The organism is Fredinandcohnia quinoae, from assembly GCF_022427965.1.
GTDB lineage: Bacteria > Bacillota > Bacilli > Bacillales > Bacillaceae_L > Ferdinandcohnia > Ferdinandcohnia quinoae.
Genome location: NZ_JAKTTI010000019.1, coordinates 46,603 through 59,979, shown reverse-complemented (window position 1 = coordinate 59,979; position 13,377 = coordinate 46,603). Strand labels below are relative to the sequence as shown.

Sequence of the window (13,377 nt, the reverse complement as noted above, 5' to 3'; positions counted from 1 at the left end):
ACGCTCGCTCAATCTCACTTGTAAGAAGGAGGCGTACGCTATGTACACCTCTCCACTTCTACTAATCATTAATTCTATTTTACTTCAACAATATTCAAAATAAAATCATTTTATTAAATTTTTCAATATTACTCTTTAAGAGACAAGCTCTTTTTTCTCGCCCACAACTGATCGTTCAAGCAATTCAGCAATATCATATGTGCCGATCTCCTCTTCAACTTCTTTCGCTTTTGTTCCATCACTTAGCATTGTTAAGCAATATGGGCATCCCGATCCAATTATCGTTGGATTAACAGCCATTGCCTGTTCAGTTCTGGCAACGTTAATACGTGTTCCAGTATCCTCTTCCATCCACATAAGTCCTCCACCAGCTCCACAGCACATCCCTGTTTCTCGGTTTCGATCCATTTCAACAAGTTTCACACCAGGAATACGATTTAAGATTTCACGTGGCGGATCATATACATCGTTATATCTTCCTAGATAACAGGAGTCATGCCATGTAATCGTTTCGTTAACCTCATATTTTGGAACAAGTTTGCCCTCATTGACGAGGTCATATAATAGCTCTGTATGATGCAATACTTCTACACCCTCAAGTCCAAAATCAGGATATTCGTTTTTGAAAATGTTATAGGCATGCGGATCAATGGTGACGATCTTTTTCACTTCAGCTTTTTCAAACTCGGCAATATTATTTGTTGCGAGCTCCTGGAATAAGAATTCATTTCCTAATCGGCGAGGGGTGTCACCTGAGTTTTTCTCTTTATTACCTAGAATTGCAAATTTCACACCTGCTTCATTCATAAGCTTCGCGAATGATAGTGCAATCTTTTGGCTTCGGTTATCAAATGCACCCATTGAACCAACCCAGAATAGATACTCGAATTCTTCACCTGCTTTTTTCGCTTCTTTAACTGTTGGTACATGTACATCATCACGTACATCACGCCAGTTTTCTTTTTCCTTACGATTAAGACCCCATGGATTTCCTTGACGTTCAATATTTGTCATCGCACGTTGAGCATCAGCATCCATTTTACCTTCCGTAAGAACAAGATAACGGCGCAAATCAATAATTTTATCAACATGTTCATTCATTACAGGACATTGGTCTTCACAGTTACGACATGTTGTACAAGCCCAAATCTCCTCTTCAGTAATAACTTCACCTATTAAGCTAGGATTATATAAATCTTCAATGGTTGCGGCAGACTCATTTGCCCCCTGGCCAGCAGCAGCCCATGCAAGCTGATTACCCTTTGTCTTTGAAAATGCAACCGTTGGTACCCATGGTGCTTTTTGTGTTACAACTGCCCCTTTTTCTGTCAAATGATCACGCAATTTTAAAATTAAATCCATCGGTGAGAGCATTTTTCCCGTTCCTGTAGCCGGACACATATTCGTACAACGACCACATTCTACACAAGCATATAAATCAACTAATTGTGGTTGCTTGAAATCCTCAATCTTTCCAACGCCATATGTTTCTTGTGTTTCATCCTCAAAATCAATTTTTTCAAGCTTACCAGGATTAGTCGTACGATTTAAAAACACGTTTGCAGGACCAGCAATTAAGTGTGCGTGCTTTGATTGTGGAACATATACTAGGAATGATAATAAGAAAATTAAGTGAATCCACCATGCAATGTAGAAGATTACAATCGATACTGTTTCATTAATTCCACCTAGTAAAAAGGCAATAGACGATGCGATTGGCTCTGACCATGTAAGCTCTTCACCGTGCCAAATGATTCCCATTCCATTTCCTACTAGTACAGAAACCATTAGTCCGCCAATAAATAATAGGACAAGACCTGATTTAAAGCCTCTTTTTAATCGTACAAGTTTTTCCACATAACGGCGGTGGAACGCCCAGACAACCGCTACTAAAATAACAAATGTAACGATTTCCTGGAAAAATGTGAATGCTGGATACAATGGACCTAACGGGAGGTGTGATCCAGGTTTAAGACCTTTCCAAATGAAATCGATAGCTCCAAATTGAACGAGTAGAAAGCCATAAAAAAACATAACATGGATGGCTCCACTTTTTTTATCTTTCATGAGCTTCTTTTGTCCAAATACGTTCACCCAAATTTTATTTAATCGCTCTTTCACTTTCCCATCAAATTCAACCTTTTTACCGAGCTTAATGTACGCGATTCTTGTTTTTATTAAGTAGATAAAGAGATAAATTGCGTAAGCGGTTACACTTATAAATGCAAGAAGGTTGATGATTAATAAGATATCCATGTGTTGAACCCCTTTCTCCCTGACCAAATGAAAAACATTTTGATAGAAATTAATTTTCTGACTTTATAGTTCTTATCTCCATTATATAATGAATGAGCATTCAGTCAATATTTTTATAAAACATTCTTTTTTCCAACTATCAATAATCAAGCCTATGTTCGTGTAAACTAAGCAGACCGCGAGACTAGGAGGTGACTTTTAATGAAAATTTTCATTGGAACGATTGCAACTATACTCATTTTATTTGTCTTACTTGGTCTTGATTACACTCTCGGTCGAAAAAGTCATCTTAAAAAGGTAGAAAATCCAGATTATCCGTTCCGATTGAGTGATCTGGCACTGTACACAACAGGTGAGGAGCTTTTTACAGATTTTTTTGAGGATGTCAAACAAGCAAAAGACCATATTCATATTCAATTTTATATTTTTGAAAATGACAAATTCGGTGATGAGCTCGTCTCGTTATTAAGCGAAAGAGCAAAGCAAGGGATTGAGGTTCGACTGCTGCTCGATTGGGTAGGAAGTCATATGGTGACAAAGGAGATGGAAAAGGAGCTTAAGGATTCTGGTGTTCAATTATCCTATAGTAACAAACCAGGATTTCCATATTGGTTTTACAAATTAAATGCTAGAAATCATCGAAAAATCACTGTGATTGATGGAAAAACCGGGTATATTGGTGGTTTCAATGTTGGAAAGGAATATTTAGGGAAGGATCCAAAGTATGGCTTCTGGCGTGATTACCATTTGAAAATAGTAGGTGAAGGTGTCACCGACTTGCAAACACAGTTTGTAAAAGACTGGTCTAGTGCCACGAAGGAGGAAATCGCTCGTAATACAAGGTATTCCCCACCTCTTAATCCCGGTAAAATTAAATTGCGCCTTATTCCGACAAATGGAGCCTATCTACAAGAGGAATTTATTGATTTAATAAGAAGCGCTGAAAAAGAAATCATCATAGGTTCCCCCTATTTTATTCCTGGTGACGAACTGATGGAGGAGCTTATTGCCGCAACACGTAGGAATGTAAAGGTTCGTGTCCTATTACCAAAAAAACCTGACCATCCTTTAGTAAAAGAAGGGGCCTACCCCTACTTTGAAAAGTTGATGAAGGAAGGCGTGGAATTTTACATGTACTTTAACGGATTTTACCATGCAAAAGTGATTGTAGTTGATGATAAGGTCAGTGACATCGGGACTGCTAACTTTGACAAGCGAAGCATGTTCGCCAATTATGAATTCAATTGTATAATCCATGATAAAGAATTTATCCAGCATATTAGAGAAGAGGTCGAGAAGGACTTCCGCCAATCAAATAAATTGCCGATGTCCACGATTACAGACCAAACGTTCTTTCACAGAGTAAAAGTAAAAATTGCCACTTGGATTTCACTTTTTTTATAGGGTGGTATAAAAGAGGCCCCCTACTGTATCGTAGGAGGCCTCTTTTTGTTACATTTTCTCAGGTGCGGATACACCAATTAATTTTAATGAATTTTGAAGAGTAATTTGAACTGCCTTCATTAATGCCAGACGTGCTTTTGTTTTTTCTAGATTGTCTTGATCCAATACCTTTTCAGCATTGTAGAAGCTGTGAAGGGCAGCTGCAAGTTCGTTAATATAGTTTGTGATTCGATGTGGAATTCGTTTTTCAGCTGCTTCTGACACAGCCGCTGGGAATTCACCGAGCTTTTTCAAAAGATCAATTTCCTTTTCCGAGCTAACATGCTCTAACGCAAAATCTCCGTTTAGGGCAATATTCATTTCGTCCCCTGAACGCAGCATGCTACACACTCGTGCATGCGCATATTGTGCATAATACACAGGATTTTCATTTGATTTTGATACAGCTAAGTCTAGATCGAAATCAAGATGAGTATCAGAGCTTCTCATCGCAAAGAAATAACGAACAGCATCAAGTCCTACCTCTTCAATCAAGTCACGCATTGTGACGGCTTTTCCGGTACGCTTACTCATCTTCATCTTTTCTCCATCTTTATAAAGGTGTACAAGCTGAATGATTTCAACTTCGAGTGTATCCTTTTCATACCCAAGCGCTTGAATAGCTGCCTTCATCCGTGGAATATAACCGTGATGGTCTGCTCCCCAAATATTAATCAGCTTTTCAAAGCCACGCTCAAGCTTATCTTGGTGGTAGGCAATATCAGGAGTTAAATATGTGTATGATCCATCATTCTTAATTAAGACACGATCTTTGTCATCGCCAAAGACTGTAGAACGGAACCAAGTTGCTCCATCTTCCTCAAAAATATGTCCTTTTTCACGTAACGCATTTAACGCAACATCAATTTTCCCGTTTTTATAAAGTGAGGTTTCAGAATACCACACATCAAAACCAACTCGGAATTCTTCCAAATCCTTTTGTAGTTTTGCCATTTCATATTTCAAGCCATATTCGCGGAAAAAGTCGAAACGCTCTTTTTCATCCACATTTACATATTTATCGCCATACTCTTCAGCAAGCTTTTTTCCAATCCCGACGATATCCTGGCCATGGTAGCCATCCGCAGGCATCTCCTTATCCAAGCCTAAAGCTTGGAAATAACGTGCTTCAACTGATAATGCAAGATTATTAATCTGATTACCGGCATCATTAATATAATATTCTCGAGATACATCATAGCCCGCTTTTTCTAATACATTGCATAGCGAGTCACCAACAGCTGCCCCACGAGCATGACCTAAATGCAAATCACCAGTTGGGTTCGCCGATACAAACTCCACCTGAACCTTTTGCTTATTGCCAACGGTTGTTTCACCATACGCTTCTCCAGCTTGTAAAATCGTTGGAATTAAGTCCGTAAGATAGGAGTTATTCATGTAAAAATTAATAAATCCAGGTCCAGCAATTTCAATTTTTTCGATGGACGCCTTTGATTTATCAAAATTTGCAACAATGTCATCAGCAATCATTCGTGGTGCTTTTTTCGCAACGCGTGCTAACTGCATTGCCATATTTGTGGCATAATCCCCGTGTGCTTTATCCTTTGGCAACTCTAGTACAGCCTCTGGAATTTGTTCTTCTGTTGCTAGGTTAGCTTTTAAGACTGCTTGTTTTATTTCTTCTTTTAATCGTTCTTTTACTTGGTCGACTATATTCATTCTTCCCGCTCCTTAAATGTAATACTTATTGCATAACGTCCAGACTTTTCACCTTGAAGTGATAGTTCGTATGATAAAAATAACGTCCCTTTACGAGAGTTTTTGTAATACTTGTATTCAATATTATTCGTTTTTGTAGTCATTTCAAATGTACCCATTTGGTTTTGAAAGGTACCGATTATTTCTTCATTCTTCCGATATAACTGCCTCATCTTTGCAGCACCAGAACGAAGTATAAGTACATCTGAATCAGTAATCTTAATAATGGTCTTTACCGGGCCAACCTCTTGTAGTTCTTCAAACGACAAATATGTACTACTTCCCTTTATGTAGTATAGACCATTTGTATCAAAAGCAACATTCTCTTTTCGAAGTCCATCCTTGATTTCAGTAACAAATTTTATTTGAATGGGCGTTCCATTTTGTGAAAAAGCACTCATATGTACACATCCTCGCGAACCTAATATAACTACAATAGTATAATGATTCTTTGCTTGAATTTCAATAGAATCGCGGTTTTCACCATGAGATTCACCTGTAATAACAAAAAATCGGGTAGTTGTATTAACACTCCCGATTGGATATTGATTATATGCACGATAAAACAGTGATATGAATGTTATAACCGATTTATGCGCGTTCAGCTTGTTATTTGCTCGCTACCTCAGACTTATGCACGTTAATCACGAGATTTGCGCGTTAACCCAGACTTATGCACATCAGACACAAGATTTGCACGTTAGCCAAGATTTATGCGCTTTACTGTCTATATTTGCGCATTAGCACATTACCCTAAATTAACGCCCGACACTTTTCACATTCACTAAAATATTTACAACAAAAAGAATAATACCAAGAGTAGTAATCGTACCTCCAACCGCCACAACTGGTTCAAAGGATGCATTTCCAAGCACCAATGCTGCTAATCCAATCATCATAATCGGCAGCCCAATATTATGCAGCCAGAAATGTGCCGTTCCGATCTTCGACTCACCTGCTTGAGGAAATAAATGATAATAAATACCTGCAAGCCCCATGGATGCCCAGCCTAGTAGATTAATATGAACATGAACACCAGTCAGGGTATAGTTGTGCGCCATTGACATATACATACCTAACCCAACCCCAATTAAAAAATAGACAACTGAGATTTTAATCAAACGAACCCCCATGCTAAAACTCCCCCTTTATTCATAACTACTTATACTTCAAAAGTAGTATATTCAGGAGAAAGGGGGAATTGGCATAGGCACTCAAAATATTTCCACTTTTTTAATCCGTTTCAAAAATAATCGTACCAGTTTGTGAAGTATCATAATCACCTAAAGAATAAATCTCTTTTTGGAATGCTGAAGAAACCAAAATTTCCTTAACAATCTGGATCAATTGTTCATTTTTAGGTGTTTTTAAAATAACAAGGTCATATCGTTCTTTTATTAGAGGTATGAAATCAATTCCGACTATTTTTGCTGCCTTTTCAATTCCTACACCTACATCAGCCACCCCTGTAGAAACAGCTGATGCTACACTTAAATGACTCGTCTCTTCCCGTTCATAGCCTACTATGTTTTTGGTGGGAATTTGGTGTATCCTAAGTTGTTCGTCCAATAAAATCCGTGCCCCAGATCCTTTTTCACGATTAATGAACCTAACTTGCCTCTTGCCAATATCAGACCAATTTAAAATCTTCAGGGGATTACCTTTTTTAACATAGAACCCAGCATTCCTAGATAATAGATTGATCAACATGTATGGGTGACCAACTAAAATCTTTTTAACAAAGGGTAGATTGTAGTCACCTGTGTCACCGTCAAACATATGTAAACTCACAATATCACAGTCACCATTGTACATCGCAATTAGGCTGTTAAGGCTACCAGTATGTGAACGTAATGTTTTATAAGCTGAAATTTGCTCAATATTTTTCCCAAGTATGTCTAATACGATATCTTGCCCACTTATGACAATATTTGGGGAGGGGGTTCTTTGTTGTTCATTAGATAAGACTGGTGAAGCAATGATTTTACTCGACTTTTGTTTCTGTATATAATGATCCAAGTCCTTGGCATCCAACCTCATCTGTCTCCCGACGCGGAATACAGGAAGCTCACCTTTTTTAACAAGATCATAAACAGTTAATTTCGATACCTTCAATAGCTGTGATACCTCTTCAATTGTATAAGAAAGCTCGGTTGACATACTCATCCCTCCACCTTATATTTTAACTCAAAAATTTAAAATGAGTGACTTATTTCATTTTCATTCTAATTATAACTAGTTATAATTAGATATAACTTATTATAATTAGGAGTAGATAACATGAAAAGGATATGTAATCTTTTACTTTTCGGAATTATTTTAGTCATTTTTGCAGGCTGTTCTGATCAAGGGGAGCAACAAACAAAACCAGTTGAACTAACAATTTCAGCTGCAGCTAGTTTAGAGAATGCATTGGAAGACATCAAGACAGACTTTGAAAAAGATAACGCAAATATCAAATTAGTCTTTAACTTCGGTGGTTCTGGGACACTTCAACAGCAAATTTCACAAGGTGCACCGGTTGATTTATTTTTCTCAGCAGCCACGGATAAATTTGAAAAGTTAGTAGAGGATGGCTTCATTGAAAAAAATAAAGGAATCAATCTAGTCGGAAATGAACTTGTTTTAATCACACCTAAAGATTCGAATAAAATTAATTCATTTGAGGATTTAATACATACTGATAAAATTGCGATTGGTACCCCTGAAACGGTTCCAGCCGGAAAATACGCAAAGGAAGCATTAGGTAGTTTGAAGCTTTGGGAAGGCATCGAAGATAAAGTTGTATTTGCGAAGGATGTTCGTCAAGTACTTACTTATGTTGAAACAAATAACGTAGACGCAGGAATTGTCTATAAAACCGATGCAATGATTTCAAAAGATGTTAAAATAATTGCAACTGCCAGTGAAGGTACACACGAACCGATTATCTATCCTTTAGGAATCATTAAGGATAGCAAGCATCTGAAAGAAGCTCAGATTTTTTATGACTACCTTCAAGGTGAAAAATCAATCCAAGTATTAGAATCATATGGGTTTAAAGGACTGAATTAATCAAATGACAGCCGACTTTTGGTCACCGATCAAGCTTTCCCTTGAAATTGCAGCCATTGCTAGTGTAATCGTTTTACTCCTCGGGCTCATCTTGGGGAAATTTATGGCTCATGCAACATTCAAAGGGAAGTCAATCATCGAAACTATTTTTCTATTACCATTAGTACTACCTCCGACTGTTGTCGGATTTTTATTAATCATTATTTTTGGACGGAATAGCTTTATCGGACAAGGGGTTGAATGGATTTTCCAGCAACCGATTATGTTTACCTGGTGGGCTGCGGTCATTGCTTCAACCGTTGTTGCTTTTCCACTAATGTACCAGTCCGCGAAGACTGGATTTGAAAGCATTGATAAGGATATTGAGGATGCTGCAAAGGTGGATGGTGCTGGTGGATTCAAATTATTCGCCTTTATTTCGATTCCTTTAGCGCTGAAATCTATTATTTCAGGTGGAATATTGAGCTTTGCTAGAGCTTTAGGGGAATTTGGCGCAACACTTATGTTTGCAGGAAATATTCCTGGCAAAACACAAACCACATCAATTGCCATCTATTTAGCAATTGATTCCGGCAATATGAAAATGGCGTGGTTATGGGTTGCAGCAATGATAGGAATATCATTTTTGATGCTGTTACTAGTGCATGTAACGAAGAAATAGTTAAAGGAACCTTCCCTCGGTATAATCCGTGGAAAGGCCCCTTTTATTATCATCTATTTCTTCTGTACCCAACCCAAAATCATTTCACGAATCAATTTACTTGCAGTGTTCGCGGTTTGCTCAGATGGGTCATAGATTGGTGCTACCTCTACTAGATCACAGCCAACCACGTTGACGTCTGATTTAGCGATGGCATGAATGGATGCTAATAATTCCTTTGATGTAATTCCTCCAGCATCCACCGTTCCAGTTCCTGGTGCATGTGCAGGATCTAGCACATCGATGTCAATGGTGACATAGACAGGACGGCCTGCAAGCTTCGGAAGGATTTCCTTCAAAGGCTCAAGGACATCAAACTTTGAAATATGCATGCCTTTTTCCTTCGCCCATTCGAATTCTTCCTTCATCCCCGAACGAATTCCAAATGAGTACACATTATGCGGCCCAATTAACCCACAGACCTTCTTAATTGGGGTTGAATGTGAAAGTGGCTCTCCCTCATAGTGGTCACGCAAATCAGTATGGGCATCCATATGAATAATCGCAAGATCTGGGTATTTTTTATACATTGCCTTCATCACAGGCCAGGAAACAAGATGCTCCCCACCCATTCCTAGAGGAAACTTACCAGCATTTAAAAGCTGGTCGACATACTCTTCAATCATATCCAAGCTTTTTTGTGGGTTTCCGAACGGTAATGGTATATCACCCGCATCAAAATACTTCACTTCATCTAGTTCACGATCAAGATATGGGCTGTATTCCTCAAGACCAATTGACACTTCACGAATCCTTGATGGACCAAAACGTGAACCAGGACGAAAGCTAACCGTCCAATCCATTGGCATTCCGTAAATAACAGCTTCACTTTCTTCATAACTAGGATGACTTTTTATAAATACATTTCCAGAATAGGCTTCATCAAATTTCATTCACGTATCCCCCACTTACTTCACTAAGTCTGCAACAAATTTCGGTAATACGAAGGCCGCTTTATGTAGCTCTTTCGTATAATATTTTGTTTCAATTTCATGAAAGCGATCGTCACTAACCTCTAGTGGATCGTGCTTTTTAGAACCAATTGTGAATGTCCAAAGACCACTTGGGTATGTTGGGATATTCGCTACGTAAAGACGTGTGATCGGGAAGATTTCCTTCACATCACGCTGAACATTGCGAATCAAATCTGGCGTGAACCAAGGGTTGTCCGTTTGTGCAACAAAGACACCATCTTCTTTTAATGCCTTAGAAATGCCTGCATAAAAACCTTTTGTAAATAGATTCACCGCCGGACCAACAGGCTCAGTTGAGTCAACCATGATGACATCATATTCATTTTCACTGTTTGCAATATGTAAAAATCCATCATCAACCTTTACATCTACACGAGGGTCTTCGAGCTTACCCGCGATTTCAGGCAAGTATTTCTTTGAATACTCGATTACCTTGCCATCGATGTCAACTAATGTCGCTTTTTTCACGCTTGGGTGCTTCAACACTTCACGAATAACACCGCCATCGCCTCCACCAACGACAAGCACATTCTCTGGATTTGGGTGAGTGAATAAAGGTACATGTGCAACCATTTCATGGTACACAAACTCATCAACTTGTGTTGTCATTACCATGCCATCAAGGACAAGCATATTTCCAAACTCTTCAGTCTCGATCATATCTAACTTCTGAAACTCCGTTTGCTCTGTATGTAAGGTTTGCTTAATTTTCGCGGTAATTCCAAAATTCTTCGTCTGTTTCTCAGTGAACCATAATTCCATTTGTATAACATCCCTTCTTAAATAGTTTTTCAAGGTGTTCCCTATCTCCATTCACTTATCTTCCCCTAAACTCCTGTATAAAATTAAGGTTTTTCAGTGAATCTCTTAGCCAACTTTCAAAAGTATAGAATAATCCCACTAAAATGCAAAGAAAAATTTTCACAAATTGGCAATTTAACGTTTAAAAGTCCCCAAATCATTTAATACTGATAAGTATGAGAAAAAGTGGAAAGATTTTTTCCACTTAAGAGAGGTGATCCACGTTGGAGGTAATTAGGAATGATCGACTGAAGATTGCATTAAGGATATTACGTGCATTCTTATTTATTTTTCTAATCATCGCTGTATTAATAACGATTGGTGTTATGAGCCTACTTACATATGCAAAGGTAAAGGGTGCTCCACCACTTGCAGTTCCTTTATCAACATTACTATATGCCGAAGACGGGACATTAATCGGTGAGGAACGTCATCAGGGGGAAACGAGGTATTGGGTATCACTTGATGAAGTATCTAAACCGCTGTTAGAAGCAACGATTTCAATTGAAGATCGAAACTATTTTAGCCATAATGGCTTTGATTATAAACGAATTGCAGGTGCTATACTTGCTGATGTAAAAGCGATGGCAAAGGTACAAGGTGCAAGTACAATCACCCAACAATACGCAAGAAACCTTTTTTTAGAGCATGAAAAAACATGGAATCGAAAAATAACTGAAGCCCTTTATACAATTCGACTTGAACTGAACTATTCAAAAGAGGAAATTTTAGAAGGATATTTAAACACAATCTATTATGGACATGGTGTTTATGGAATAGAAGCCGCTGCAAATTATTACTTTGGGAAAAAAGCGAGTGATCTAACTATTGCTGAGGCATCTATGCTTGCTGGTATTCCAAAGGGTCCTAGTCATTATTCACCTTTGAATAACGAAAAAAAGGCAAAGCATCGTCAGCAATTAGTACTTGCTGCCATGGTTGAAAATGAATATATTTCTAAAAAAGAAGCTCAAAAGATATATGAAACTCCCTTAACCTATTCAAAGGGTGAAGCTATACAAAGGGAAACAATTGCGCCCTATTTTCAAGATATCGTTAAAAAGGAGCTTCACTCAAATCTAAAGCTTACGAAGGAAATGATTGAAACGGGTGGGTTACGTGTATACACTTCCCTAGACCCCGTGTTACAAAAAAATGCCGAGGAAAAGGTTGTTAATACAATTAATGAATCCTCCGATATTCAGATTGGATTCGTTGCAATGGATCCTAACACCGGAGAGGTAAAGGCATTAATTGGCGGTCGCAGTTATCAGGAAAGCCCATTCAACAGGGCCACACAAGCTGAGCGACAACCGGGTTCGACGTTCAAACCATTTTTATATTATGCGGCACTTGAAAAAGGATTTACACCTTCGACTCCCATTCGAAGTGAGGTAACTACATTTACATTTGACGATGGTAGAGCAAGCTATACCCCACATAATTATAAAAATTACTATCCGAATGACACAATCACACTTGCACAAGCAATTGCTGTCTCCGATAATGTGTATGCTGTTAAGACACACCTTTTCTTAGGTGAAGAAACACTACTAAAAACAGCAAAAAGCTTGGGGATTACGAGCGATTTGAAGGATGTACCTTCACTCGCATTAGGAACATCTGGTGTGAAAGTAATCGATATGGTAAACGCCTACAGTACAATTGCAAATGGCGGAAGCTTGAGAGAGCCAGTTTTCATTACAAGAGTAGAAAATTATAAAGGTGAAATCATTTATGAGAAGAAAACAAAGTCTAAGTCTGTTCTTGATCCGGCAAACGCATTTGTCACTACACAATTAATGACCGGAATGTTTGATGAGAAGCTAAATAGCTATACTGCAGTGACCGGAAGCACAATTAGCAATAAGCTTACCCGCTTTTATGCAGGGAAATCTGGATCAACCCAGGCAGACAGCTGGATGATTGGTTATTCTCCACAACTCGTTGCGGGGGTTTGGACGGGTTATGATAAAGGGCAAACGATGGATCTAACTGCCGAAAAACGTTATGCAAAAAATATTTGGGCAACATTCATGGAAGAAGCCCATAAAGACAAGCCACCTGTTCCCTTCAAACCACCAGAAGGTGTAGTCGGTGTATATGTGAACCCAGACAGCGGATTGCTAGCTACAAAGTCATGTCCTGTCTCAAGACTCACTTTTTATAAAAAAGGAACAGAGCCGACCGAGTATTGCGCCGAACATTTAGAAGATCATGACAAAAAAGAGCCAAAACCGAAGAAGAAAAAGAAAGAGGAAGAAGACAAGGGATTCTTCAAGAAATTATTTGACTGGTTTTAACAAAATAAGTAAAGCCCCCAGGTCCTATATATCCTGGGGGCTTTACGTGTCCTAGTACCAATGTGTTCACATTGTAAATTAAGTGTACTTATTTTATGAAAAAAGCTCAAGTTAAAGAAGTTTTGTT

The 13,377-nt window shown here is 38.4% G+C and carries 11 protein-coding genes; 4 read left to right on the top strand and 7 right to left on the bottom strand.

The window, feature by feature from the left end; genetic code table 11:
* Positions 1 to 135 precede the first annotated feature (135 nt).
* On the bottom strand, positions 136 to 2,256 hold the full coding sequence (locus MJG50_RS12700; protein WP_240256108.1) for a (Fe-S)-binding protein: 2,121 nt from the start codon (positions 2,254 to 2,256) through the stop codon (positions 136 to 138).
* A gap of 201 nt (positions 2,257 to 2,457) precedes the next feature.
* Between MJG50_RS12700 and cls the strand changes: the two genes are divergently transcribed.
* Positions 2,458 to 3,660 (top strand): cardiolipin synthase, encoded by a 1,203-nt coding sequence (cls, locus tag MJG50_RS12695; protein ID WP_240256107.1) that lies wholly within the window; start codon positions 2,458 to 2,460, stop codon positions 3,658 to 3,660.
* A gap of 48 nt (positions 3,661 to 3,708) precedes the next feature.
* Here the strand turns inward: cls and argS are convergent, their stop codons facing one another.
* The 4 genes from argS to MJG50_RS12675 form a co-directional block, all read right to left on the bottom strand.
* Positions 3,709 to 5,379 (bottom strand): arginine--tRNA ligase, encoded by a 1,671-nt coding sequence (gene argS, locus MJG50_RS12690; protein ID WP_240256106.1) that lies wholly within the window; start codon positions 5,377 to 5,379, stop codon positions 3,709 to 3,711.
* On the bottom strand, positions 5,376 to 5,819 hold the full coding sequence (locus MJG50_RS12685) for a YwiB family protein (protein ID WP_240256105.1): 444 nt from the start codon (positions 5,817 to 5,819) through the stop codon (positions 5,376 to 5,378). The genes argS and MJG50_RS12685 overlap by 4 nt, the downstream gene beginning before the upstream one ends.
* A 357-nt stretch (positions 5,820 to 6,176) precedes the next feature.
* Positions 6,177 to 6,551, bottom strand: coding sequence for a cytochrome-c oxidase (locus MJG50_RS12680; RefSeq protein WP_240256104.1), 375 nt, complete (start codon positions 6,549 to 6,551; stop codon positions 6,177 to 6,179).
* Between the two features lie 100 nt (positions 6,552 to 6,651).
* On the bottom strand, positions 6,652 to 7,578 hold the full coding sequence (locus tag MJG50_RS12675) for a substrate-binding domain-containing protein (RefSeq protein ID WP_240256103.1): 927 nt from the start codon (positions 7,576 to 7,578) through the stop codon (positions 6,652 to 6,654).
* Between the two features lie 120 nt (positions 7,579 to 7,698).
* On the opposite strand from MJG50_RS12675, the gene modA reads away from it, so the two are divergent.
* Together modA and modB are read left to right on the top strand one after the other, a co-directional pair.
* Positions 7,699 to 8,472: a molybdate ABC transporter substrate-binding protein gene (gene modA / locus MJG50_RS12670; RefSeq protein ID WP_240256102.1), complete on the top strand. Its 774-nt coding sequence runs from the start codon at positions 7,699 to 7,701 to the stop codon at positions 8,470 to 8,472.
* 4 nt (positions 8,473 to 8,476) lie between these two features.
* The gene (gene modB / locus MJG50_RS12665) at positions 8,477 to 9,133 is read left to right on the top strand and encodes a molybdate ABC transporter permease subunit (protein ID WP_240256101.1); all 657 of its coding nucleotides are present in this window, start codon (positions 8,477 to 8,479) and stop codon (positions 9,131 to 9,133) included.
* Between the two features lie 53 nt (positions 9,134 to 9,186).
* Here modB and speB read toward each other — a convergent pair whose 3' ends face one another.
* Both speB and speE read right to left on the bottom strand, forming a co-directional pair.
* Entirely contained in the window at positions 9,187 to 10,065 is an 879-nt protein-coding gene (speB, locus tag MJG50_RS12660; RefSeq protein ID WP_240256100.1) for an agmatinase, read from the bottom strand.
* Positions 10,066 to 10,080: 15 nt separating this feature from the next.
* Positions 10,081 to 10,908, bottom strand: a complete 828-nt coding sequence (gene speE, locus MJG50_RS12655) for a spermidine synthase (protein WP_240256099.1) — start codon at positions 10,906 to 10,908, stop codon at positions 10,081 to 10,083.
* A gap of 263 nt (positions 10,909 to 11,171) precedes the next feature.
* On the opposite strand from speE, the gene MJG50_RS12650 reads away from it, so the two are divergent.
* Positions 11,172 to 13,250 (top strand): transglycosylase domain-containing protein, encoded by a 2,079-nt coding sequence (locus MJG50_RS12650; RefSeq protein WP_240256098.1) that lies wholly within the window; start codon positions 11,172 to 11,174, stop codon positions 13,248 to 13,250.
* Positions 13,251 to 13,377: the final 127 nt, after the last annotated feature.

Bases quoted from the DNA above. Each gene is read 5' to 3' on its own strand.
- MJG50_RS12680 (WP_240256104.1), bottom strand. From the start codon at position 6,551: ATGGGGGTTCGTTTGATTAAAATCTCAGTTGTCTATTTTTTAATTGGG.
- speE (WP_240256099.1), bottom strand. From the start codon at position 10,908: ATGGAATTATGGTTCACTGAGAAACAGACGAAGAATTTTGGAATTACC.
- speB (WP_240256100.1), bottom strand. From the start codon at position 10,065: ATGAAATTTGATGAAGCCTATTCTGGAAATGTATTTATAAAAAGTCAT.
- MJG50_RS12685 (WP_240256105.1), bottom strand. From the start codon at position 5,819: ATGAGTGCTTTTTCACAAAATGGAACGCCCATTCAAATAAAATTTGTT.
- cls (WP_240256107.1), top strand. From the start codon at position 2,458: ATGAAAATTTTCATTGGAACGATTGCAACTATACTCATTTTATTTGTC.
- argS (WP_240256106.1), bottom strand. From the start codon at position 5,379: ATGAATATAGTCGACCAAGTAAAAGAACGATTAAAAGAAGAAATAAAA.
- modA (WP_240256102.1), top strand. From the start codon at position 7,699: ATGAAAAGGATATGTAATCTTTTACTTTTCGGAATTATTTTAGTCATT.
- MJG50_RS12700 (WP_240256108.1), bottom strand. From the start codon at position 2,256: ATGGATATCTTATTAATCATCAACCTTCTTGCATTTATAAGTGTAACC.
- modB (WP_240256101.1), top strand. From the start codon at position 8,477: ATGACAGCCGACTTTTGGTCACCGATCAAGCTTTCCCTTGAAATTGCA.
- MJG50_RS12675 (WP_240256103.1), bottom strand. From the start codon at position 7,578: ATGTCAACCGAGCTTTCTTATACAATTGAAGAGGTATCACAGCTATTG.